A 24,512-nucleotide genomic window follows, 5' to 3' on the forward strand; every position below is an offset into this window, starting at 1 on the left:
CAATGACGGGCGCGGTGCCCGTCCGTCGATCACAGGGAGCGCAACATGGGTCTTGTACAGGCAGTGAAGGGTGCAGTGGGCGGCGTGTTGGCCGACCAGTGGAAAGACTTTTTCACCGTGCCGGCCGGCCTGCCGTCGACGGCCGCGCTGTTCGCCGCCGTCCCGCGCGGCACCAATGCCGGGCGCGGGTCGAATACCAGCGCATCGTCGAACATCATCACCAACGGCTCGAAGATCGTCGTGCCTGAAGGCTACGGCCTGCTGCTGTTCCAGGATGGCGCGATCACCGGTTTCGTCGCCGAGCCCGGCGGCTATGAATGGCGTTCGGACGACACCAACTCGCAGTCGATCTTCGCCGGCGACGGCCTCGTCGGCCCGCTGATCAAGCAGAGCTGGGAGCGTTTCAAGTTCGGCGGCCAGCCGGGTGCCCAGCAGGCGGCCTTCTTCGTGTCGCTGAAGGAACTGCCCGACAACCGCTTCGGCACGCAATCCGAGATCTACTGGGACGACGGCTTCCTGGGCACCCAGGTGGGCGCGATCACGCGCGGCTCGTACACGCTGAAAATCGTCGATCCGATCCTGTTCGTGAAGAACTTCGTTCCGGCCAGCTACCTGCAGCCGGGCCAGGTGTTCGACTTCACCGACCTGGACAATGCCGCGGCCAGCCAGCTCTTCAACGAGGTGGTGGGCTCGCTTGCACCGGCGTTCAGCCTGTACACGAACGATCCGGCCAAGGGCAACCGCATCACCAAGCTGCAGCAGGATTCGCTGGGCTTCGCCAGGAGCCTGTCCGATGCGGTCGAACAGGGTTACCAGTGGAAGTCCGATCGTGGTCTGGCCATCGTCAAGACGGCCATCGTGTCGATCGAGTACGACGCCAACACCCGCGAGCTGCTCAAGACCGTGCAGCGCGCCGACGCATTGGCCGGCGCCCGCGGCAACTCGAACCTGCAGGCCAGCGTTGCCCAGGGCATCCAGTCCGCCGGCGAGAACGGCGGTGCGGCGGGCCTGGTCGGCGTGGGCATGGCATCGGGGATGTTCGGTGTCGGCGGGATGCAGCAGCCGGTCGCACCGGCCGCCGATGATCCGGTCGCCAAGCTGAAGAAGGCCAAGGAGATGCTCGATCTGGGCCTGATCACCCAGGACGACTACGACGCACTCAAGGCCAAGGCGCTGGGCCTGTAAGGCCGGGGATACGCTGCGACCATGTCCGACTCCCGCACTCCGCCGCCGCTGCCGGCAGCCCCCCCTCCGTTGCCGCCCTCGCCGGCGGCACCGGTGACCGGTCCCGGTTCGCCCCGGGACGTTCCGCCGTTGCCCGGCAGCTTCCCGGTCGATCCTGCCACGCTGCCCGATCCGATCCGCGAAGAAATCCAGGCGCCCGATCCGGTGGCCATCGATACCTCGGCCGCCGAGCTGAAGGACGGCCTCAACCGCTGCCCGAAGTGCGGCTCGACCGACATCCGGCCCAAGCTCGGTACCGATATCCTGGTCTGCCAGTTCTGCCGCAACGAGTGGCATGGCACCACGGTGGAGGATGCGTTCGGGCTCGGCGAGGGCCTGGACCAGCTTCGCGGCACGATCATCGCCTCGGGCGCGCGCGACATCGCGGCCGATGCCGCCAGCCTGATGAGCTTCAAGTGCACCGGCTGCGGTGCCGAGGTGACGATCAATACCGAGAGCACGATGACGGCACGCTGCCACTGGTGCCGCCATGTGTTCGGCGTCAATGAGCAGGTGGCCAACGGTGCGGTGCCGGATGCGGTGCTCCCGTTCCACATCACCAAGGACGACGCGGTGGCGCGCATCCGCCAGTTCGTGGACAAGCGCCGCCTGTTCGCGCTGAAGGCGTTCAAGGAGCAGTTCACGCCGGAGAACGTGGTGGGCGTGTACCTGCCCTACATGATCGTGGACAGCAATGTCAGCGCCAGCGTGGCCGGCAAGGGCGAAATCAAGACCCGCGAGTACACCCGCGGCACCGAGAAGAACAAGCAGACCTACTACGACGCCGATGTGTACCAGGTCGAGCGGCACGTGGACTTCACCGTGGACGATCTGCCGCTGGAGTCGTCCACCGAGCGCGGCAACCTCGATACCCGCGCCAATACCAACAACATCATCAACACGATCCTGCCGTTCGACACCAAGAACGCGCTCAAGTGGAACGCCTCGTATCTGAACGGCTTCACCTCGGAAAAGCGCAACGTCGATGTGGAGCAGCTGCGTCCGCGCCTGGAGGATCAGCTGCTGTCGATCGCCCGCGCGCAGGTCGAAGGATCGGTGCGTCGCTACGACCGTGGCGTGCGCTGGGAACAGGAGCGGCTGGACGTGCACGGGTCGCGCTGGGTGTCCATGTATCTGCCGGTGTGGCTGTACTCGTACCACCAGCCCGGCCGCAACGGTGGCATGCTGCACTACATCGCGGTGAACGGCCGTACCGGTGAGACGATGGGCAGCGTGCCGGTCCAGCAGTGGAAGCTGCTGCTGGCAGCGCTCACCACCGGCACGATCATCGAAGCCCTCGTCCTCTTCTTCCTGGTGGCCTCCTCATGAGCGATGACAGTGGTCTCTGGTTGCTGGCCGCCGGCCCCGCCGGCGCCACGGCGCTGTACTGGGCCTTGTACCGGTACTACCGCAATACCGACAAGTCACACGCGTTCGAGCGCGAAACCACGGTCGAGGCCAAGCCGGTGACCGGCTCGGACCGGCTGGTGGATACCGTGACGGGGACGCAGGAACGGCAGATCCCCGGCAACAACGTCGGGGCCTACCGGGCGCGGGTGAAACGGGAGACCTGAGCCGGTCTCCCGCGTCGCTCACCGCGCCGCCTTCGACGGCGAGAACTGTGGCGCGGCCTCGGCGATGCGTCTGCGCAGTGCAATGCCTTCCTCGTCCCCGGCCGCGCACGGCGGCAGGATGTCGCCGTGCAGCTGCGCCCGCAGGTTGTCCCAGCGCCGGGTCAGCACGGCCCAGTGTGTTTCGTCGTAGGTCCCCTCGAACACTACGGGCCGGATCTCGATCCGCGGCAGCTGGCCGGGCGCAACATTGTCACGGATCGCGTCGGCGAGCTTGCGCTCCCACAGGCTGCCCAGCCGGTCCACGCGGCCGATCTGCTGTTCCACCACGGCCGGGTTCCATTCCGAGTGCAGCAGCACCACGGTCCGGCACGCCAGGTGCAGGTTCAGCCCTTCGCGGCCCACCATCGACTGGGCAATCAGCACGCGCGGGAATGCATGTTCGCGGTTGAACGCCAACTGCAGCAGCCGCCGGGTGCCCGCTCCGGTACCACCGTGCATCAGCCGGGCGAAGCCGCCGCGATTGTGCGCGTAGTCTTCCGTGACGCGCTGCGCGGTGACTGACCATGTGTCGGCACCCACCCCTTCGTCGTCGGCCTTGTCGGCGCGTTCGTCTTCGTCATCGCTGCCGGGGTCCAGGTTCGTGGCAGCCTGCACCAGTTCGATGAATGCCCGTGCCACCTCCTCGGGCGGCACGGCATCGAGCTGTTCGCCGAGGTGGTCGGCAAGCGCGCGCGCAACGGCGGCGAGCACACTGACTGCGGCGCCGTCGGTGTCCACGTGGTGGGCGTGCTGCGCCTCCTGGAACGCGTGGAACGTGGGCATGAAACGCCTGCGCAGCGGTGCGTCGAGCAGACGCATGCCCTCCCCGATCGTGGCCACCAATGCGGTGCGGAAACGCTGGCGGCTGTTCTCCAGCTGCTGGTAGTTGGCCGCCAGCTGCGCGTCGAGCGCCGTGCGGTCGAGCGGCCGGTCTGGATGGAGGGTCGCGTGGACCGCCTGGACCGCCGGCCATTCGTCCTGGTGAATGCGTTGTTGCGGCCACGGCAGGCCGGCGTCGAGCGCACGCAGCAGGCGGCGCGCATTGAGCAGGTGTGCCAGCGCGTCCATCGGCGCCCGGTAGCGTGCGAACACCAGCACCTTCTCGCCCTGGTCGCAGATGGCTTCGATGGCCTGCGCCGCCGCGAGGATCGCCGGGTGCTGGTACAACGCGCCGCCGGCATCGCGCGGGGGGCGCACCGCGTTGCGCAGCGCGGTGGTCCACCACGCGGTGCGCGCGATGCGCTTGGTGTGGGCGGGCGATGCAGACGTGTCGTCTTCCACCGCGTCCGCAGCGGCAGCGCATTCAGCCGGATCGACGGCCCGATCGATCATCTCGGCGATGCCATGCCCGTTCCCAATGGTCAGGCGCTGCCGCTTGGCGTGGGCGTCCTCGCGTTGCCGGCTGGCGAGCGAAAGGGCTTCGGCGGCGCATACCGCCCGCTTCCATTCGCTGGGCAGGGTGTCGAGGGTGACACGGATGTCTTCGATGCGGCGATAGGCGCTGATGTCGCCTCCGGCGTGTTGCCTGAACGACTGTACGGCGGCATCTTCGCGTTTGTCGCGGCGCAGGACGTAGGGTGCCAGCGCGGTCTGGTAGGTCTGCGATGCCGTGGTGAAGGCCTCGACCATGCCTTCCTTGAACGGGAAGCGGCGTACGTTGGCCACCGCAGCGACGTAGCCGTCGATGGCCTTCTGGATGCGTTTTGCGTCGTCGTCGGGGAGGCCGATGCGCTGCAGCGTCTGCGTCCATTGCGAGGCGTCCAGCTCGACCGGCGTGGCGCTCATGGCCAGGCGCCGGCTGCTGCCCCCCGGCGCAAGCAGTACGTCGTTCAACAGCTGGTTGAGCAGACTGCTGTCGCTGCGGCTCTTGTGCGCCTCATCGATGATGATCAGATCGACGCTGCCCAGCCCAAGACCGGTGGCGCGCTGCAGGGACTGGCGCAGCGGCGTGTCGTTGCCGTAGCCGTCCGGTGCAAGGGCGTGTACCCACGGGTCGTGGATGTCCGCCAGTCTGCGCAGGGCGGCTCGTTCCGCCCGATGCCCCGGGGCGGCGAGGCGCTCCACGATGGACGCGGCGGCGTGCTTGACCCACGGGTCTGTCAGCAGCGGGTGGTCCTTGTAGCCCCACGGTGCAGCGCCCGTCTCGTGCTTGCGCCAGCAGGCGATCAACTCCGGCAGCAGCGCCCAGCGCCAGGCGTGCGATGCGCCGCCGAGCCGCCAGCGGGCGAAGTAGTGCGAGAGCAGGACGACCGGCTCGTCGAACCAGGGGGCCGGCGCATGCGGGTGCTCCCATGCCTGCAGGTACTGGTAGACGCTGCGCAGCAGCGGTCGCGCCGGAAGACCGCCACGCTGGAGTTCGCGTCGCCACTGGTCATCCAGGCCCGGCGGCGCCACGATCGCCACGCGCCCGCCGGCCTGTACGACGCAATGGGCCAACGCCACGGCAATGCGCGTCTTGCCCATGCCGACTTCGTCGGCCAGGATCGCACCGTGCTCTTTCAGGCGCGTGGTCAACTGCAACAGGCTCGCGGCCTGGCCGGGGTTGAGTTCGATCCGCTTGTCGCGGACGACGTCGTGCGCATGCGTGTCCACGTCCTGCCATCCACGGAACCGGGTGCTCATTGCCTGCCCTCCAGGGGCGCGTAGTCGTGTGTTTCCCACGCCAGCTCGATCCGGCGCAGGGTCTGCTCGTAGTGCCGCCCAGCCGCGGTGCCGGCGTCTTCGGCGAAGTCCGGGCGGAACGCAGGCGCGCGCAGCGGGCTGAGCGGGTTGAGCTGCATCTGCACGAAGCAGGTCACGGCAGGACACTGCCGCGCCTGGAACAGGGACTGCTCGAGCCGGTTGCACCAGGCTGTCCAGTCCACGGCGTCGACAGCGGTCTGCTGCGCGGCAATCTGTTCAATGAGCATCATCATCTGGCGGATCGCCGTGCCCGGCGTCAGGTTTCGCGGCGTGCGCCGCTTCGGACCCGTGTGTCGGTCGTCCGGGAAAATCCCCGGATCCCCCTCCCCTTCGCCCTCCTCCTCGTCGGGCAGGCCCGGGAACGCGGCAAGCTGCGTCCAGGCGTGATCGAGATCGATGGCCGGTAGCGGCGTGGCGGCCACGCGCCCGTGCGCGTCGATCACCGGCACCCAGGCCAGCCGGGCTTCCGCGCCCGCCACCCAGCGCACGCGCACCAGGCGCGGCGCAGGACCGGACCAGGTGTAGCCGTCCGCCGTGATCGCGCAGGGAGTACCTGCCTCGTCGAGTACCTCCACGTCTCCTGCCGTCGGGTCGGGACGGGTCAGCCGGCCGTCGGCCGTCCAGACCAGGTAGGCGATGGGCGCGGCCACATGCTGCGGCGGGGGTGGCGCCCACGGATCGCCGGGCTGGAGTGAAGGCAGATCGTCCAGGGTGTTTCCGCCGATCGGCAGCAGATTTTCGATCCACCGCGACGGGTCGGCGCTCTTTTTCCAGGACAGGCCTTCGGGGAACTCCAGGATGCCGGCTTCGAGATTGCCTCCCGCCTGCGAGGCCGCATTGAGCAGGCCGGCGGTGGTCAGGTTGCCCGAGCCCAGATAGAGCCAGGCGCTGTTGCACGCGCCGGTGGTCGTGCTGCGGTTGGACGAGAAGAGGAACTTGGCATGCAGCGTACGCTCATGTCCTGCACCAAACACCGCTGCAGGCGCTGCCGCCGCCCTGACATGGATGGGGTGATCCGCATCCAGCCGCAGGTGATCCACCGCCCCGGCGATGGCCTGGCAGGCCTGCGGATTCACATACAGATCGACGCGCGCGCGCGGGGACAGCGCCTGGCTTGCCTTCAGGCGTTTGACGATCTTGTGCGGCAGCACGGGCGTCCCAGTGCCGCCCTTGCGCACGGTCGCTGCTTCATAGAAGCCCGAGCCCATGCACAGGTGGCTGCGTGCCACACCGCCTTCGCGCTTGAGCCCGGCGATGATCTGGTCGAGCAGCGATCGGCTGCGCGTGTCCAACAACCGCGGCCGCGCCCGGGGAGCGCGGTTGCAGCGGGCAATCCACTGATCGACATGGTCGGCAGCGTCCCGGCCCGACAGCGGCGTGTCCGCTTCCAGCAGTCGGGTGTCGTGCAGGTCCAGCAGCCACGCGAACAAGCCCTGCGCGGCCATCATGTCCGCACGGCTGACCGCGTCGTCCGCGACGTCGGGCGCCACCTCCAGATCGACGCGCCATGCCAGGTCCAGGCTTTCCTCGAGAGTCTGCCGCGTCCAGTTGCCGGTGGAGACGACCAGCCGCAGATGATGTCGGTCTGCCGTCGCAGCATCCCGGAACCCCAGCAAGGCCACCTTGGCGTGCAGCAGGCGGAACGGCTTGCGCGACAGGTCCTGCAGCGGCAGATGCGCGACACCGGGGACCACGGTGGGAAGCAGCACTGGCTGGCTGGGGTCCAGCATCAGTGCGAGGCGGATCTGTCCGGCGGCAGCGCGCTGCGCGGCAGCGTACGTGGTGAAGCGTTCTGCGGCCTGATTGATGAAACCGGCATCGGCCGAGAAGCCACAGATCCAGCCGAACTCACCCACAAAGCCTTCGGGCGCGGTGAAGTGATCGAGCAGCGAGGGCAGCTGCAGTCCAGGCGCGCGGCTCATGCCGACGCTCCTGCACCGGCGACGCGGCTGGCATCGATCTTCGGGCCCAGCAGGCCGTGCACGTCCATATGCAGCAGATACAGATTGCGCAGGCGGTACGAACAACCGTCGGGGAGTGAGGTCACGTATGCACCCAGGCCGGTCTCTTCCTGCGGGTCGCCGTTGTCCTGCGACAGCGCCGGCGGGTGGCCCGTGTAGGCCGGGCCCGGCTGCGCGCCGTCATCGAGCAGGCGCAGCACGTGGTCGTCGCGGCGCAGCAGGGCCCGCAGCGTGTCCGCGTCTCCGGCCTCGCATTCGCGGCTGAAGCGGTTCGCCTCATCATCGCCGTGGCCGAGTGCCAGGAAGGCGCGGGCATGGCCGGCAAGCTGGGCGAGGTGCACGGCGACGTCCTGGTGCAACGGGCCATCCAACGGCAGACGCGTCTTGCCCTGGCGTGTTGCCAGGATGCCTTCGACACAGTCGAGGACGGCATTGGCGGCGTCGCGCACGCGGAACAGGTATGCACCCGCGCGCACGTCATGCCAGTGATCGGCGTCGAGCTCGGCCGGCCCGGCGTGATGGTCGATGCGGTCGGCGGCGGACGCCGACTGCTGCAGGCGCGCCACCCAGCGCCAGGCGTTCTGGCGGCGGGCGCGGTCGGCGGGGTCCAGGCTGCCGCCCTCCTCCAACGCACGCTGCAGCAGCTTGCAGGCGCTGACCGGCAGCGGCCGGGTGGGATCGAGCGCAGCCCGCAGCCCCCCGCTGCCCAGACTCAGCCCACTCCCGTCGGCCCAGTACTCCAGGTGCTCGACCACACTATTGTTCCTGCCCACCTTCGCGCCATCGGCGCAGGCGTCGATGAAGGCCACGGCGGCATCGCTGCTGCTGAACGCGTTGAAGCGCGATCCCGCCGCGTGCGCCAGGCCCAGCGAGGGCAGCGCCTGTGCAGTGGACATGCGCATGGGCTGGGCGACATGGAAGCCGCGTTGCCGCGCGACGGCGAAGGAGGGCGCCCCACCGGCCGGCAGCTTGTTGCGGCCGCGCAGGCGTGGGTCCGCCGCCCGTCCGTTGGACGCATAGCCGATCATGCAGGCGACGGCCTCGATGGCATTGGCCATTTCGATGTTGCTGCAGCGCTGGCCACGGACGGTCACGCGTTCGGCCACCACCACGCTGAGCGCGGTCAGGTAGGCCTGCCGGCCAAACCACAGACCCCCGGTACCGGGAACAGCGCGTTCGTTGAACCGCCGCACCACCCTGCCCAGGTCCAGCGTGCGCGTACGACGCGTCGTTGCCAGCTTCTCCGGTCCCAACAATCCCCACAGACGTTCCGTCACGCGCGCTCCTTGGCAATGGCCTGCCGGCGTCCGTTCCAGTACGTAACGCAGCGTCACAGGCGCATCCCAGCATTATGAGCATTACGTCACACAAACTAAACGCGCTGGGACACCGGATCCTGGGCCGCGGGAGGCGCGTGGTCGCGCGGTGCGACAGACTGCGTCGCAGCGCATTGCGTGCGTCACGATACGACGCGTGCGCGTGTCTCCGTCAGGCGACAGGCAAGCGCCACCACAACCGCCAGTGCAGCGCATGTCCCCACGGCCCACAGCACCGCGGTGATACCGTGGCGGTCCACGAGCTGCCCGCCCGTCCAGGCGCCGAGTGCAATGCCGACGTTGAAGACAGACACATAGAACGCCGCCGCAATCTCCATCGCGTGCGGGGCCGCGCGCATCATCCAGGTCATCAGCCCCACCGATACGCCGCCATACGCCAGACCCCAGGCGATCAAGGCCGCGCCACCGCCGGCCGGCGTGCCGCCAAGGGTCAGAAACAGCACAGGCGTGAGCAGCAGACCGAGTGCGATCGCAATGATGGTGCGCGTGGTGTGCCGCGCTGCGACCGTGCCGGCCAGGAAGTTGCCGGCAATGCCCGCCAGACCATAGCCGAACAGCAGCGCACCGACCCATTCGGCCGCGACGCCGGACCCGCTCACCAGCAGCGGGCGCACAAAGGTGAAGGCAGCGAAGTGTCCTCCCACCAGCAGCAACGTCAGCAGCAGGCCGATCTGCAGGCGGCGGTTGCGCAACTGCGCGGCAACGTGACGCAGCGAGGTGGAGTGGCTGACCGGCAATGCAGGCAGGACGATCATATGCAGGGCCAGCACCAGCGCACTCACGATGGCCATGCCGCCGAAGGCCCAGCGCCACCCCGCCATCCCGCCGATCAGCGCGCCCAGCGGAACCCCGAGTACCGATGCCGCCGCCACCCCACCGAAGATGAGCGCGGTCGCAAGCCCGATGGACGCAGCCGGTACCAGGCGCGCCGCCAGTCCGCCGGCGATGGCCCAGATGCCGCCCATGCAGAACCCGACCAATGCACGCGCCGCGAGCATCCAGGCCATGTCGGGCGCCAGCGCGCACGCCACGTTGGCCAGCGCCAGCAAGCCAAGCAACGCGCACAGGATGTGGCGCCGATCCACGCGCCCCGCGCCGAGCACCACCACCGGCGCGAGCACGGCCGCCAGCAGCGCCGGCACCGAGATCATCAGCGCAGCGGTGCCGGGGCTGCTGTCGAGGGCAGTGGCGATCGGCGTGAGCAGGCCGACCGGCAGCATCTCGGTGGTGACCACGGAGAACGTGGCCAGGCCGACGGCGATGACCGCAGCCCACGGATGGCGCACGGCCGGCGCGTTGAGGGAGGAAGCATGGTTCATGCGGAGGGTCCGTACGTGGGAGGAACGAAGGGCGGTGTCATGCAGCCGCGTCGGTGTTGACTGAACTGGCGCGCAGGCGGTGATGCGCTATACCGGCCAGCAGCAACACGGCCGCACCGCCGGCGAGCGCCACCGCGAATCCCGCCCGCGCGCCCTGCCCGTCCACCACCTGCCCGGCGATCGCCGCGCCCATCGCCACACCGATGTTCAGCCCTGCCAGCAGCCAGGTCATGCCTTCGGTCAGGCGCGCCGCCGGGACGAGGCGCTCGACCAGCGACATCGCCACGATCATGGTCGGCGCGAAGAACGCACCAGCCAGCAGGAGAGCGGCAGACAACGCCGGGATGCTCCCCGCCAGCAGCAGCGGCGAGGTGGTGGCCGCAGTTGCGATGCCGCCGAACAGCAGCAGACGGTGCAGCGGGATGCGCCACGCAACCGCCCCGAACAGCAGGCCGGCCGCACACGAACCGGCCGCGTAGGCCGACAGCGCCAGGCTGGCCGCTGCCGGCCTCCCCAGGTGCGCAGCGAGGGCCACGCTGGCGATGTCCACCGTGCCGACGATGACGCCCATCGCCACCATCAGGCCGGTAAGCAGCCGCACGCGGGAGGAACGCAGCACACTGCCGTTGCCGTGGGAACCTGCATCCGATGACGGCGGAGGCTCGGTAGACCGCTGTACCACCAGGGCGAACACGCCCAGTATCAGCAGCAGCGCCGCCAGCAGCAGCCCTGCCTGGGGAAACGCCACCACCGACAGCCCTACCGACAGGGGCGGACCGCCAATGAAGGTCACTTCATCCAGTACGGTTTCCAGCGAGTACGCGGTCTGCAGGTGCGGCTGCCCACGGAACATCGCCGTCCAGCGCGCCCGCACCATCGCCGACATGCTCGGCATGGTGCCCGCCAGCGCGGCCCAGACGAACAGACTCCAGTCCGGCGCGTGCCAGTGGGTGCTCGCAACCAGCGCCAGCATGCCGAGTGCACTCAACGCGGTCGCCGCAGGCAGCACCCGTGCCTGGCCATACCGATCCACCCGCGCGGAGATAGGCGGGGACAGCAGCGCGTAGGCCAGCACGAAGGTGGCGGAGACGGCGCCGGCGAGCGCATAACTGCCGTGCGTCCGGGACAGCAGCGTGATGATGCCGATGCCGGTCATGGGGAGCGGCAGCCGCGCCAGCAGCCCCGCCAGGGCGAATGCGCGGGTGCCGCGGGCGCTGAACAGCGCCCGGTAAGAGGTGGACATGTCCGTCTCCGAGATCAGGCCGCTTGCCTCCCAGGAGACCGCGGCAGACAATACATACATTGCGTATGTATAAAAGCATAGATACATACGCTACGTATGTAAATGCCCTGCCGCTGCCACCCGAGGAACCGTGATGGCCCGTCGTACCCGCATCGAGATGGAACAGACCCGTGCCGCCCTGCTGGCTTCCGCCCGCGCGGCCTTCAGCGAGCGCGGCTACGCCGAGACGTCGATGGATGACCTGACTGCCCACGCGGGACTGACCCGCGGCGCGCTTTACCACCACTTCGGCGACAAGACAGGCCTGCTCGCCGCCGTGGTGGCGCAATTGGACGCGGAGATGGACGCACGTCTCCAGGCGATCAGTGATTCCGCAGCCGATCCGTGGGACGGGTTCCGGTCACGCTGCCGCGCCTACCTGGAGATGGCACTGGAACCCGAGATCCAACGCATCGTCCTGCGTGATGCCCGCGCGGTGCTCGGGGGCGCGTCACCGGATGCACAGCGCCACTGCATCGCCTCGATGGAAGGGCTCCTGGACAGGCTGATGCGCGACGGTGTGGTTGCACACGCTGACCCGCAGGCGCTGGCCGCACTGATCTACGGCAGCCTGGAAGAGGCCGCGTTCTGGATCGCGGACGGCGAAGCGCCGGCGGCGCGGCTGCTGCAGGCCGGCACTGCGCTCGACCTGCTGCTGCGTGGGCTGCGCGCCGATACACACGCGGGTACTGCACAGCCCGCATAGAACAGCGCACGGGTTCAACCCCTGAGCCTGCATTTGAACGTAGCTGGATTGCGGCATCGAAAGAAGGGAAACCATCCTATCGGTGCGACAGTTTTTTGCTCCAGTCTGTATTGCACGCATACCAACCGCACTCGTTGCAGGTCGATTTCAAGATGCGGGCGAGACCTGGCGAAATTGTGTTGGCGTCGCCTGCTTCGCTGTATGGATGAAGGGCCAAGGCGTATGCTCGCAGCCTGCTTAGACGAGACACGCCCATGCGCACGCTCTACCCGGAGATCACCCCGTACCGCACGCACCAGGTTGCAGTGGACGACCTGCATACCCTGTTCGTTGAAGAGTGCGGCGATCCCGAGGGCATTCCCGTGGTGTTCCTGCATGGCGGCCCGGGCGCGGGCGCGTCGCCGACGCATCGGCGGTTCTTCGATCCTGCGCGCTATCGCATCGTGCTGCTGGACCAGCGCGGCAGCGGACGCTCCACACCGTTCGGTGCGCTGCAGGACAACACCACACCGCACCTGGTCGCCGACATCGAGCGTATCCGCACCCTGCTGGGGATCGACCGCTGGCTGGTGTTCGGCGGTTCGTGGGGGTCAACGCTGGCGCTCGCCTACGCGCAGGCGCATCCAGAGCGGGTCACCGGCCTCATCGTGCGCGGTGTTTACCTCGGGCGCAGAGAGGAGAACCGCTGGTTCAATGAGGCCGACGGCGGCGCACGCTGGCTGTTCCCGGAACGCTGGGCGCGCTACGAAGCGCATATTCCGCAAGCCGAGCGCGGCCATCTGATCGAGGCCTACTGGCAACGCCTGGATGCCGATGACATGGCTACCCGCATCGCCGCCGCACAGGCGTGGCTGGGCTGGGAAGACAACGCGGCCACGCTGGTGCACGACGTCGATGCCGTATCCACCGACGACCCGCTGCACACGCTGGCCAAGGCGCGCATCGAGGCGCACTACTTCCGCAACAACGCCTTCCTCGCGCACGGCCAGCTGCTGCGCGACATCGACCGCATCCGGCACCTGCCGGGCGTGATCGTACAGGGACGTTACGATGTGATCTGCCCGCCACGCAGCGCCTGGGACCTGGCCTGTGCGTGGCCCGAGGCGCGCCTGGAGATGGTGCTGTCCGGCCACAGCGCTACCGAGCCGGCCACCGCCGATGCGCTGGTGCGGGCGACCGATGCGTTTGCCGATCGCCTCGACGGCCGGGTCAGCGTTGGCGTTTGATGAGGGTGTCGAGGCAGTCGGGCTCGCCCCTGCTGCCCTCGATGAACACCGTGTAGTCGCCGACGTCCTTCTGCAGCGAGGTTGCCGGTTTCCAGCCCTTGGGCGGCCGCTTGCCACCCGCCGGCATGAAGGTCAGTGACGTGAGGGGGCCATGCGCAGCCTCCAGGCGCTGCACCGGATAGCAGCTCCCGGGCGCCATCTGCAGCACGATCAGCCGTGTGGCACCGGCCGTACTCGGGTGCATCTGGTACTCGACGAATGCAACCCGGTAGCCGTCGGCCGAGCCGAAGGCCGCACTGCGGAAGGTGCGTTGCCACGCCGGATCGGTGGCGGCGAAGGCGCCGTAGGCCGCTTCCAGTGTCGGGATGTCGGGCAACGCGTTGTCGCGCAGCAGCCCGTCGGCGATGGTTTCGACCGACGCCGGGGGTGCGGCCGCGGCGCCGAAGCTCATCGCGGCGGCAACGGCCCCGGTCAGCCATGCCCGGCGGAGATGATTCGGAAACAGATGACGACTGTCCATGACCTGCCCTGCACCTTCCAATGGTGGGCCGATGCTACCGCACAGGCCCGGCATGCGCCTGCGGCTGCCTATCGCGCGCGCGCGCGATGGGTCCGGTAGACCATCTTCCCGTTTATCAACCGGCCGGTCGACGTTTCTTCATGGCGTCCATCGGCCGACAGGCTGGTGGTGGTCTGTTCGGCGAGCACCAGGTGGCCGTCGATGTAGCGGTAGGTCTCCACCGAATGCGCGCAGCAGCCGCCGCGCTGGAATGACAGGATGGATCTGCTGGCCGGGTCGATCTCCAGCTGCGGCAGCGCGGACAATTCCGGGTCCAGTACGAATCGCTGCTGCGCCCGGTCGAACAGGATGATGTTGCTGGTGGCATTCGGGCCGGCGCCGCCGGACAGCCCAGGCAGTTGCAGGTCGGGGGCGCCATCGAAGTTCGCATCCACCACCTGCAGCAGGTCCGGCGACGCCCGGGTTGCGTCTGCGTCGAGGTCACGCAGCACCTGGCGGCGCGCGCCCGTGGTGGCGTCCAACACCTCCAGGGCTATCGGCAGCACCGCGCCCTCCTCGTCCTCACCGGGAAGCACACCCACCCGGAAGCGCATGCCCGGCAGCGTCACCGATTGTTCGATCCACTGCAGCGGCTCGAGCACGTCGCGATCCAGCCAGCCGCCCGCGCGCGTGCCGTCCGCTGCGATGCGTTCGATGGCATACCCCTCGCCATCGCGGTCGATCACCGCGACGAAGCTGCCCGCGTCGATCTCAGCGATCGCGGTGACCGATCGCGCAGACGCGAGCATCGGCACCGGGCGCGGCACGAACAGAAGGTCACGGTAGGCGTGCGGCGCGAGGAGCACGAACCGATCATGATAGTGGGTCACCTCGTACTGGTTGATCGTGCTGCCATAGGCCTCGCGCGCGCAGACATCGGCGATGGCGCAGATGCCCGCCTCTTCCGCCGTCGGTGCGCGCACCGCGGGCACCCGGGTGGCGCCGACATGGCGCTTGACGTTCTCGTAGCTGATCGTGAACCCGTCGTCCGTCGATGCGACGCGGGCGTCGTCCGCGCCGATGGCGATGCGGCAGAATGGCCGCGCGGTGGTGTAGTCGTTCCAGTCCGGGAACGCGTAGGCCTGGCAGGTACGGCGGCCCGGCGTATCGCCGTAAGCGCCTGCCGCATCGGAGAGGAACACCAGCGTGTTCAGGCCCGCGGCATCGTCGCGCGCGACCAGCGCGTAGCGTACCCGGGCGGCGTCAGGGACGGCGTGCTCGAAGCGGTCCTGATGGGACTCGCCCTGCACCGGCGGCAGCGGTTCCGCCTCGCGATAAGCGCCCTCGACGAGCCGGTACAGGCCCGGCGGGAGCAGGTCGGCGGCAGCGACGTGGTTGACCCCCAACAGTGCAATGACGGCGGCTGCAATGGCTGCTCCCTTGCCTGACTTCATCGAATGATCCGTTCCGCATCGCCTGTCCAGGCGCGGATTGTACCCGCCTGCGATGCAGCCCCGTCAGGGCATTGCCGGGCCTTCACCGGTGCTGCGCACCGGTATGCGGATCAGGCTGTCCGACCGCCAGTCGATCCGCAGCGGCTCGCCGGCATCGGCCACCGACTCGTCGCTGACGTCGCGGCCGGTACCGTGGTTGACCTGGTGCATCGGGTCCTTGAGCACGTCCACGACCACGACAAGGCGGCTGCCGGGTGCGGTGCGCCGCGCGGTCATGCGGGTCCGTTCGAACGGGACCTCGGTCCAGTCGCCCGGCACCAGCAGCGTGCGGGTGGTCATGTCGCGGGCATGGCTGGCTCGGCCCACGAAGTAGGACAACTGCATCAGGCGGCCATCCGCCAACTGCTCATGCAGCACCACGCTCAGATCGACGTCGCGCTTGTTGATGCGCAGGTTCAGCACGCCGGAGAACGTGCCGACGATATCGACCGGCTGCGCGAAGGGCGCGCTGGCGAACACCAGGCCGGGCCCAGGTTCAAGCGCATCGCGCACGATCGGGCTGGGGTAGTACGCACCCTGGCGTGTGCTGCGGTCGGCAAGATCCACCTGCTGGCTGAGGAAGGTGCCGGCGGCGGGGAGCGTCTGGCTGAGCCGGTGCCGGGTGCCGTCACCGTCGGTTGATGTGGACAGGTACAGCGTCATCGGCGCGTCGGCGGCAGCGTCCAGCGACGGCGCATGCCCCCACTGGTTGGCACCCATCAACTGGTAGTTGATGCGGTCGGCCAGCAGCGCGGGCCGTGGTGCCCCGCGCAGCACGTGGTCCAGCCATTGGAAGGTGATCGCCGGGGTATCGAACTGCGCCGCAGGGTCCACCGTGTACCCGCGCAGCTCCAGTGCCTTGGTCGCGGACTGCGCACCGAAATGGTCGTACGGGCCGATCAACAGCGTGTGGTCCGCATTCGGCCGGTGGCGGTAGTGCTCCTTGAGGTACTGCAGCGCGGAGATCTGCCCATCGTCGTAATAGCCGGTGATGCTCAGCACGGGGATGGCGATCTCGGCGAACTGTGCGCCGTACGGGACCATGTCCTGCCAGTAGGCGTCGTAGTCGGGGTGGCGCAGCCAGCGCTGCAGCCACGGGTTGGGCGTGCCGTCGATCTGGTCGATGTCCCGGTAGGGCCGGCCGGAGGTATACCAGGCATCGGCCAGGTGCGACCAGCGCTCGTGCTGGTCGTAAGTGGCGTCATCCAGCAGGCGTGTGTTGGCGACATAGAACGGCCAGGCGTAGTTGGCGCTGAGAAACACGTTGTTCTCCATCGGCAGGCCAAGGCCGGGGATGGCCGCCACATACGGCACGATGGTCTTCAGTGCCGGGTGCCGATGGCCTGCTGCGGCCCAGGCCGCGAAGCCGGAGTAGCTGCCGCCGTACATGCCGACCCGGCCATCGCTCCAGGGCTGCCGGCTGATCCAGTCGATCACGGCATGCGCGTCGCGGCCTTCGGTTTCGTACGGCGCCGCAGTGCCGGTACCGAGGCGCTTGCCACGGGCATCCACCACGATCCCGGCATAACCGCGCGCCGCCGCCTGCAATGCCTGGCTGCGGTTGCGCGCGGGCTGGGTGTAGATGGTGAACAGCATCGCGGTTGGCAGGCGCGGTTCGGCCCCACGGCGCCGGGCCAGATGCGCCGACAGCGTTACGCCCTCCCCGACCGGAATCAACACGGCATCGTCGATCACGAAACGCCGCCTCTCGTCCGCACGGACCAGCGCTGGGGCGTGGGCATCCGCAGCGCGGTAGGCCTGCACGAACGCGGCTTGGCGGACCAGTTCCAGCGCGTCGTCGCGGCCGATCGTGGCGGCACCCGCGTGCATCGCCCGCGCCTCGCGCAGGCGCGTATTGGCGGCCGCCAGATCGGCGCTGAGCCAGGGATGGGTCTGCACCGCAGCCAGGTCGTCCAACGTCGCCACCCGCGCCTGGAACGCCGCCGCGTACGCGGCCCCAGCCACGGCGTCGCCGCCGGCCGGCGCCTGCGCACGGGCGTGGGCATACAGCAGGAACGGCGCCCAGCGCGGGGCGCGGGCCGCACGCTCGGGGGCGTCGAGCGTGGCCAGCAACGCGTCGATTTCCGTGACCGCCTGCGCCGGCCGGCCGGCGACGATCATCAGGTGGATCCGCTGCGCGGGCGTGAGGGTCGCTGCCGCCGCAGATGGATCGAGCAGTGCCTGCGCGAGTGGCGCCAGACCGTCCTCGGGGTTGGCCGGGGCGTCGGCCGCGGCCGGCCATGCCAGCGGATCTGCGTGAGCGGCGGCGGACAGGGCGGGAAACGCGAGCAGCAGCGCGCACAGCCAGGCGGAACTACGACGGGCGATGGCCACGGGGCGTCCTTGCTGATCGGGAGGATGGCGCTGCGCTGCCGTCATCCTCCGATCATACGGCCGCGCGGTTCACTGCGCCCGGGTGGTGGACATCGAGTACGGCTGCTCGCTGCCCTGTGCCGGCCACGCGGTGTTCGGCGCGGCCTGCAGGGTGAAGCGCAGTTCCCCGCCCGCCATGATCTCGTCGTGGCGCAGGAAGGTGCGCTGCAGCGGTGCACCGTTCAGGGTCACCGCGCCCACGTAGCCGTGCGCCGGGTCCAATCCATCGGCAATGACGGTGAAGGTACGGCCGTTGGGCAGGTGAAGTGCCGCCTTCGGCAGGAACGGGCGGCCGATGATGTACTCGCCACTGCCGGGTGCCACCGGGTAGAAGCCCAGCGCAGTGAACACGTACCACGCCGACATCTGGCCGAGATCGTCGTTGCCGGCCAGCCCATCCGGGCGGTCGGCGTACTGGGTGTCCATGATCTGCTTCAGGCGGGCCTGGGTACGCCACGGCTGGCCGGCATACGCGTAGAGATAGGCGACGTGATGGCTGGGTTCGTTGCCGTGCGCGTACCAGCCGATCAACCCGGTGATGTCTTCCATGTGCTCGAAGATGGACGGGTCCACCTTGGCGTCGAACACCTGGTCCAGCCGGGCAAGCAGCTTTTCGCTGCCGCCATGCGCAGCGGCCAGTCCGGCGACGTCCTGCGGTACGTACCAGGAATACTGCCAGGCGTTGCCTTCGGTGTAGTCGGTGCCATAGCCGCTGGCGCTGGGATCGAACGGGGTACGGAAACTGCCGTCGCGCTTGCGGGCGCGCATGAAGCCGGTGTCCGGATCGAAGGCGTGCCGCCAGTTGCCGGCGCGTGCATCGAAGGTGGTCTGCACATCCTTGCGGCCCATTGCCTGCGCCATGCGTGCGATGGTCCAGTCGTCGAAGGCGTACTCGAGGGTCTTGCTGGCGGCCTCGCCCTCCTCGTCGATCGGCACCCAGCCCAGTTCGCGGTACTGCGCGATGCCGTCGTAGGGGCCGTAGTTGGCGGTGGCCACCATCGCGGCGAGCGCCTTGTCGGCGTCAAAGCCGCGGATGCCCTTGATGTAGGCGTCGGCGATCACCGGTACAGCGTGGTAGCCGATCATGCACCACGTTTCCTGGCCGTGGAACGCCCACACCGGCAACATGCCATACGGGCTGTGCTGCTGGTGCGCCAGCAGCGAGTTGACGACGTCGCTGTTGCGCTTCTCCGGCTGCACCAGCGTGAGCAGCGGGTGCAGCGCCCGGTAGGTATCCCACAGCGAGAAGGTCGAGTAGTTCGTGTACCCTTCGGCGCGGTGCACCGCATTGTCGGCACCGCGGTACTGGCCATCCACGTCCATGAACAGGGTCGGGCCGAGCAGGCTGTGATACAGCGCGGTGTAGGCGCTGCGCCGGTCATGTTCCGGGGCGTCTATCTCGATGGCCGACAGTGCCTGGGTCCACTGCTGTTTCGCCTCGGCACGGACACGGTCGAAATTCTGGTCGCCTGCTTCGCTATCGAGATTGGCGATGGCGCCGTCCTCGCTCACCGACGAGATCGCCACGCTGACCACCAGCGGCGCATCGAGTCTGCCGAAATCGAAAGTGCCGACCAGCTGGCGGCCTTCGATCTGCGGGCGCTGGGTGGGATCGGTGTGACCCGGCGGCGGGAAGCCCTTGTAGGCGATGTCGGTCTCGGTGTTGTGCAGCGCATGGCCGGTCAGCGGCCGCGAGAAGCGCATCGCGAAGTACAGCTGCCGCCCGGGTGCCCAGCCGCGGGTTTCACGGAAGCCGGTCAGGGTGCCATCGGCGCGCAGACGCAGGCGCGACCACAGGATCTTGCCCGGGTAGTCGTACAGGCTGGTACGCAGGTCGAGCAGCACGCGCGCCTGCGCACCGCGCGGGTAGGTGTAACGGTGCACGCCGGTGCGCGCACTGGCGGTCAGCTCGGCTCGCACCCCGTAGTCGTCCAGGGTGACCGCGTAGTAGCCGGGCTCGGCCTTTTCGTTGTCGTGATGGAAGCGCGAGGCGTAGCCGCTGCGGGGTTTGTCCGGGTCGCCGCGCTCGAGACCGGGGTCACCGGTGAACGGCATCACCAGGACATCGCCCAGGTCGGAGTGGCCGCTGCCGGAAAAGTGCGTGTGCGAGAAGCCGACGATGCTGGTGTCGTCGTAGCGGTACCCTGCGGCCCAGCCATAGGCTTTCTCACGCGGCTGGATGCGCGTATCCGGGCTGAGCTGGACCATGCCGAACGGCACCGTGGCGCCGGGATACGTGTGCCCTTCTCCGCCCGTGCCGATGAAGGGATCGACCGCCGCGTAAGCGCGTTCGCCCACTGTCGACGGTGCTGCCCCTGCCGCTCCGGCCACCAGCATCGCTCCGACCGCGAGCCCCCACCACCGCACCGTCCCCGTCTTTGTCATGGTGTTGAATTTAGATCGATTCAAGTTGATCCGATCCTAGCACCGGCTGGCGACGCCCGCATGCTGCAGTGCATGGGCGCCGCCTGTGCGGGACTCACGCCGGCCGTGTGTGCGGCCGGGAAGCATCCGAGGTCACGGCAGGAAGGGTGACCGAGTGACGGGCATGCATTACAGGAAACCGCTGGATTTTCAGCGGTTTCTCACGATTCTCTCAGCGCATCAATCGCGTGCGGCGTGCAGTTCCATTGCGCGCATCACGATCGGCTTGGCCCAGTCCGGCGTCTGCAGCAGTTCGATCACCGAGACCGGGTAGTGCAGCCCGCTGCGGTCCATCTCCAGCAACGGAAGTGGCTCCACCCTGCCCTGCGCATCGGGGGGTGCACTGTTGTCGTACACGTGCAGCGTGGCCAGGTGGGGCAGCAGGTCCAGCAGGTTCTCGCGCGCGGAATCGAACCGCGCACGGATCTTGTCGTGCGGGATATCGTGCCCCCCTGCGCTGACCCGTGCCGCCACCCGCTCGATGTGCAGCGCCACGCTGTCCAGCCCGCAGAACCATATTTCCACCTCGTGGGTGGTACAGGCGTCGCGCAGCAGGCGCGGAATGGTATTGCCGCCGAGGGTGGTCTCGAAGGCGAAGTCGCTGCCGTCCGCCATCGCCTCGCGCAGGCGGCGCGCGCCTTCGTTCCAGGCCGCCGCATTGGCCGCGTCGAGCGCCCAGCCCTGGTCGACCAGGCAGCGGGTGAAGGTGTCCGGGTTGAACCAGGACAATCCGTCCTCCTCAAGCCACGTGCCCAGCAGCGAGCTCTTGCCGGCGCCATTGACGCCGGCCAGCACCAGGATCCGCCCCACGGGTCAGAGAGACGGGCCGAGCGTGACCTTGCGGCCGCGGCGGATCGGCTGGCCCATCACCTTGCCCAGGCCCCCGTCGCGGCCCAGGCTGGCCAGGCGGGTGTCAAATTCGGCCCGCAACCGTTCCAGCTCTCCCGGACGTTCATCACCATCGGCACCGGCCGCCTTCGCCAGCAGCTCCTGGTATGCCTTGATGTCCACGATCACCGCTTCGGGGTGGTTGTGGTTGGTGATCACCAGCGCCTGCTTCTCGCGGACGGTGCGCATCAGGCTCGGCCAGCCACGGGTTTTGACCGACGAGGCGGTGGCCTTTTCCAGGCCAGGGACATCCAGGGGAAGGGTCATGGCAGGCTCCAGCAGGCGGGTCTTGGGGTCACTATACCCCTTTTGGCCAAATTGGGGATAAATGCCAATTCACCCCCGCGCCAGTGCCGCCAGCAGCGGGCCCAGATCGTCGCTGTCGCGGGGCCGCACGACCCGCGCCCGCTCCTGCCCATCGTGGAGCAGAACCACCGTGGGCCAGAGCGTTACCCGGAAGGCGCGCCCCAGCGGACGCCCCTTGCCGTCTTCGACCTTCACGTGGGCGAGCGCCTGGCCATCCACCAACACCTGCAGCGCCGGTTGCGCCGCAATGCAGTGCCCACACCACGGCGCCCCGAACTCCAGCAGCAGCCAGCCTTCGCTGGCCGCAATGCTGGCCGCCTCGGGCTCGACGGCGACGGCGTCGCGCGCGAAAGCCATCAGTGATTACCCGAGTGCGCGCTGGATGTCTTCCAGCGGCGCATTAGTGAGGTCCTTGGCGATGTCCTGAAGCAGCCGCGCCTGGGTCTCCTTATGCAGCTGCGGGCGGATCCGGCCCAGCGTCTGCGGGTCGGCGATCAGAATCAGGTGCGCATAGCGGTTCTTCAGCGCATCCTCGTTCAACTGCGCGGCCAGCTGCTTGGCGAACGTGGCCTCGTTGAGCTGGGCAATGCTCATGTCCTGCGGCATCGAGCCGGACGGGCCCTGCCCCGATACCCCGTGTTCACTGATGTCCTGCACCTTCAGTTCGTCCTGCTGCTTGAGTACCGGCGCGTGGCGGGTGCCCACGTTGGTGAACACGCGGGCAGAGCCGCCGTCAGCGACGATGATCAGGGTGCCTTCGGGGATGTTGGGGTTCATGGCTGACTCCTTCTGCGGGAAACGGGCTGCCGTAGCGCCCGTGTCCCACCGTAGGCAATGCCATGTAAGCGCCGTGCATACGACTGTGTGCACTCCGTATGCACGGCGGTCGGTAGCGGGCGGCTACGGCTCCGGCTCCGGCAGCGTCATATCCAGGTGGCGCGCAAAAAAGCGCGCCATCACCCGATAGGCCTGCTGGCTCTCGGGCAGCCGGGCGTCCAGGTGGAAGGCGTGCCCCAGCCCGTCCCAGACATGCAGATCCGAGGTGCGCCCCAGATCGACCAGGCGCGAATGGGTGTAGGCCACGTTGCTGAGCTCGGCCGCGCGCGTGGCGGTGATGAACAACGTTGGCGGGAACTGTGCGAGCACCGCATCGGAGAACACCGGCGACACCAGCGGGTCATGGAAATCCACCTCGCCGTAGTACAGGTCTTCCGCAATCGGCAAGGTGCCGTCGGCGTGCGGCAGCAGCGCATCGTTGAGCGCAGCCGCCACATAGCGGGTATCACCGCCGTAGCGCGCGTCGCCGCCGGCGCAGAACAGCCCCGCCGCCCCCGGCATCGGCAGCGTCTCCCTGGCAAACCAGGCCAGCGATTCGCCGGTCAGCACACCGCCCGCCGAGCAGCCGAACAGGCCGATATGGCGTGCCGGGAACCGTTCCAGCGCGGCGCGGTACACCGCCGCCACGTCTTCGCTGGCGGCGGGGAACCGATGTTCCGGCCCCATCCGATACTCCACCGCCACCACCGTGGCACCGGTCATCGCGGCCAGTGGGATCGCCTCCATCAGGCCCAGGCCGTTGGCGCTGCCGAACACGAATGCGCCGCCGTGCAGCTCGATCAGCAGGCGTTGCCGCGCCGGCGAGGTCGGCGCGCTGCGCGGTTGCACGCGCACCACGCGCACGCCGTTCCAGGTTTCCGGGTGCAGGGTGACCGGATACCGTTCCTGCAATGCGGCTACTTCGGCTTCCGCCCACGCTTCCGTGCCCCGCCGAAGCTCCGGCAGCGCCTTGAGCAGGGTTGGGTTGTCCATCTTCGCGGTGGGATCGCCGCGACTGATGGCGTTGATGACGCTGGCCGTGGCCTCGGCACTCAGATACGGCGACACCGGCAGATCGAACGCCTGCACGTGGCGGATGCCAGTGGTGGGCGTGGCAGGCGGTGGTGGCTCGGCGGCCACTGAAAGACCTGTGCATAGCAGCCCCGCCGCCAGGAAGAAGGCGCGTTTCAACGATGGTTGGTGCATTTCGTTCCCTCTCGTTGCAGAAGCAGCGTGGCCTTAAGGTCCTGGCTTCCGGCGCGTAGTGCTAGGGAAAGCGCGGCCCGCAGTGCCACTCGGATTGTCCGGATCACTACTCGGATCACTACTCGGATCACTGCTCGGATCACTGCTCGGATCATTGCTCGGATCATTGCTCGGATCACTGCTCGGATCATTGCTCGGATCACTGCTCGGATCATTGCTCGGATCATTGCTCGGATCGCTGTCCGGATCACTGACTGCCTCAGGGAACATGTCACTCAATATTCCCTTCAGGATCTGCTCGCGAGCCTGCTTCCTGAACTCCTTCCGCGCCTTTTTGGTGGGCTTGGGGCCCGAGGGGCCTCCGCTCTTCCGCTCGAGTTCGTGCGCCAGCGCATCGATCCGCTGATCCAGATGCTTCTGCTTCTCCTCATATTCTTCTTTCTGGGCCCGGATTTCATCCCGTACAGCTTCAACCCTGCGCTGGAGATCTTTGTCCTCCAACGGCTTCTTCAACACCTTCTTCAGCGCAGCACGTACTCCAACCGCCGGCATCGCAATCAACGCGCCAGCCCGGGTATGAACGATCAGTACGGACGCGGTCAGATCCGCCGCGCTTGATGCAAGAAGCATCACGTGCGCGGCTGCAGACGCCGTCGATACAGATGAAGGGGAAAGCAGCCAGTCAAGTAGATTCTTGTGCGCTTCAATCGCAGGTCGCTTCGCACTGATGCCTGCCATCGAATCCATCAACTTTCCCGGCGGCGCGACATGCGTGACATGTAGCGTGGAATACGGCCACTCGCGGCGCCGCAAAGGCGCGAAGTACGCCATCGTTGCGCGGGCGGCGTAGGCGTACTGCACATCAACCCCACACTGCTCCAGCCAGCAGTAGTGAAGGTGCTGGAGGAGATCAAACTGCTTCAGAACGGGGACGGCCGCCTTATAGTCCAGCTCTTTGACCTCCAGCAGCAGGATCCGCGCACCGTCGAGCAGGCCAATGATGTCCCCCGGATACTTGCCGCCCGTGTAGCCCTGCTGATTGGCGTAGGGCGCAAAGACATCGGTATGCACGGCATTGCGGTCGCCGTAGACCTCCAGCGACGCCATGATGGCCGCCTGCACCAGACTCTCCTGCTTCACAGCCATCTCCGTTCCCT

The 24,512-nt window shown here is 68.1% G+C and carries 20 protein-coding genes; 5 read left to right on the plus strand and 15 right to left on the minus strand.

Features of this window, described 5'->3' with window-relative positions:
* Window positions 1–45: 45 nt before the first annotated feature.
* From OC534_RS04475 to OC534_RS04485, 3 genes are read left to right on the plus strand one after another with little or no spacing between them, the layout of a single operon-like run.
* Window positions 46–1,185, plus strand: coding sequence for an SPFH domain-containing protein (locus tag OC534_RS04475; protein WP_136004799.1), 1,140 nt, complete (start codon window positions 46–48; stop codon window positions 1,183–1,185).
* A 21-nt stretch (window positions 1,186–1,206) separates the two neighbouring features.
* Entirely contained in the window at window positions 1,207–2,553 is a 1,347-nt protein-coding gene (locus OC534_RS04480) for a TFIIB-type zinc ribbon-containing protein (RefSeq protein WP_166473030.1), read from the plus strand.
* The gene (locus tag OC534_RS04485) at window positions 2,550–2,798 is read left to right on the plus strand and encodes a hypothetical protein (RefSeq protein ID WP_017356252.1); all 249 of its coding nucleotides are present in this window, start codon (window positions 2,550–2,552) and stop codon (window positions 2,796–2,798) included. The genes OC534_RS04480 and OC534_RS04485 overlap by 4 nt, the downstream gene beginning before the upstream one ends.
* Window positions 2,799–2,816: 18 nt before the next feature.
* On the opposite strand, the gene OC534_RS04490 is transcribed toward OC534_RS04485, so the two are convergent.
* The 5 genes from OC534_RS04490 to OC534_RS04510 all read right to left on the minus strand — a co-directional run bounded on the left by OC534_RS04490 (window position 2,817) and on the right by OC534_RS04510 (window position 11,379).
* Entirely contained in the window at window positions 2,817–5,459 is a 2,643-nt protein-coding gene (locus OC534_RS04490) for a helicase-related protein (protein ID WP_262071453.1), read from the minus strand.
* Entirely contained in the window at window positions 5,456–7,375 is a 1,920-nt protein-coding gene (locus OC534_RS04495) for a hypothetical protein (RefSeq protein WP_262071454.1), read from the minus strand. The genes OC534_RS04490 and OC534_RS04495 overlap by 4 nt, the downstream gene beginning before the upstream one ends.
* Window positions 7,376–7,437: 62 nt before the next feature.
* Window positions 7,438–8,757, minus strand: coding sequence for a hypothetical protein (locus tag OC534_RS04500; RefSeq protein ID WP_262071455.1), 1,320 nt, complete (start codon window positions 8,755–8,757; stop codon window positions 7,438–7,440).
* Window positions 8,758–8,939: 182 nt separating this feature from the next.
* Window positions 8,940–10,136, minus strand: coding sequence for an MFS transporter (locus OC534_RS04505; protein ID WP_262071456.1), 1,197 nt, complete (start codon window positions 10,134–10,136; stop codon window positions 8,940–8,942).
* 37 nt (window positions 10,137–10,173) lie between these two features.
* On the minus strand, window positions 10,174–11,379 hold the full coding sequence (locus OC534_RS04510; RefSeq protein WP_136004807.1) for an MFS transporter: 1,206 nt from the start codon (window positions 11,377–11,379) through the stop codon (window positions 10,174–10,176).
* Between the two features lie 133 nt (window positions 11,380–11,512).
* Between OC534_RS04510 and OC534_RS04515 the strand changes: the two genes are divergently transcribed.
* Entirely contained in the window at window positions 11,513–12,124 is a 612-nt protein-coding gene (locus OC534_RS04515) for a TetR/AcrR family transcriptional regulator (protein ID WP_017356258.1), read from the plus strand.
* Between the two features lie 254 nt (window positions 12,125–12,378).
* Complete coding sequence (gene pip / locus OC534_RS04520) at window positions 12,379–13,350, plus strand: prolyl aminopeptidase (protein WP_262071457.1); 972 nt, start codon at window positions 12,379–12,381, stop codon at window positions 13,348–13,350.
* Here pip and OC534_RS04525 read toward each other — a convergent pair.
* The 10 genes from OC534_RS04525 to OC534_RS04570 form a co-directional block, all read right to left on the minus strand.
* Window positions 13,334–13,870, minus strand: coding sequence for a hypothetical protein (locus OC534_RS04525; protein WP_262071458.1), 537 nt, complete (start codon window positions 13,868–13,870; stop codon window positions 13,334–13,336). The genes pip and OC534_RS04525 overlap by 17 nt on opposite strands.
* 68 nt (window positions 13,871–13,938) lie before the next feature.
* The gene (locus tag OC534_RS04530; protein ID WP_262071459.1) at window positions 13,939–15,303 is read right to left on the minus strand and encodes a hypothetical protein; all 1,365 of its coding nucleotides are present in this window, start codon (window positions 15,301–15,303) and stop codon (window positions 13,939–13,941) included.
* Window positions 15,304–15,366: 63 nt separating this feature from the next.
* Complete coding sequence (locus tag OC534_RS04535; protein WP_262071460.1) at window positions 15,367–17,676, minus strand: CocE/NonD family hydrolase; 2,310 nt, start codon at window positions 17,674–17,676, stop codon at window positions 15,367–15,369.
* A gap of 69 nt (window positions 17,677–17,745) precedes the next feature.
* A complete protein-coding gene (locus OC534_RS04540) occupies window positions 17,746–20,052 on the minus strand; it encodes a GH92 family glycosyl hydrolase (protein WP_229296460.1) in 2,307 nt (768 codons plus the stop codon).
* 267 nt (window positions 20,053–20,319) lie between these two features.
* Window positions 20,320–20,949 carry a hypothetical protein gene (locus OC534_RS04545; RefSeq protein ID WP_136004814.1) on the minus strand — a complete coding sequence of 210 codons (630 nt, stop codon included), beginning with the start codon at window positions 20,947–20,949 and terminating at the stop codon, window positions 20,320–20,322.
* Between the two features lie 3 nt (window positions 20,950–20,952).
* The gene (locus OC534_RS04550; RefSeq protein WP_017357370.1) at window positions 20,953–21,294 is read right to left on the minus strand and encodes a type II toxin-antitoxin system prevent-host-death family antitoxin; all 342 of its coding nucleotides are present in this window, start codon (window positions 21,292–21,294) and stop codon (window positions 20,953–20,955) included.
* 69 nt (window positions 21,295–21,363) lie between these two features.
* Window positions 21,364–21,690 carry a thioredoxin family protein gene (locus tag OC534_RS04555; RefSeq protein ID WP_017357371.1) on the minus strand — a complete coding sequence of 109 codons (327 nt, stop codon included), beginning with the start codon at window positions 21,688–21,690 and terminating at the stop codon, window positions 21,364–21,366.
* A gap of 6 nt (window positions 21,691–21,696) precedes the next feature.
* Window positions 21,697–22,110, minus strand: coding sequence for a host attachment family protein (locus OC534_RS04560; RefSeq protein WP_017357372.1), 414 nt, complete (start codon window positions 22,108–22,110; stop codon window positions 21,697–21,699).
* Window positions 22,111–22,233: 123 nt separating this feature from the next.
* Complete coding sequence (locus tag OC534_RS04565) at window positions 22,234–23,355, minus strand: alpha/beta hydrolase (protein ID WP_262071461.1); 1,122 nt, start codon at window positions 23,353–23,355, stop codon at window positions 22,234–22,236.
* Window positions 23,356–23,388: 33 nt separating this feature from the next.
* A complete protein-coding gene (locus tag OC534_RS04570; RefSeq protein WP_262071462.1) occupies window positions 23,389–24,501 on the minus strand; it encodes a hypothetical protein in 1,113 nt (370 codons plus the stop codon).
* Window positions 24,502–24,512 lie beyond the last annotated feature (11 nt).

Source organism: Stenotrophomonas sp. Marseille-Q5258, assembly GCF_946900935.1.
Lineage (GTDB): Bacteria > Pseudomonadota > Gammaproteobacteria > Xanthomonadales > Xanthomonadaceae > Stenotrophomonas > Stenotrophomonas nematodicola.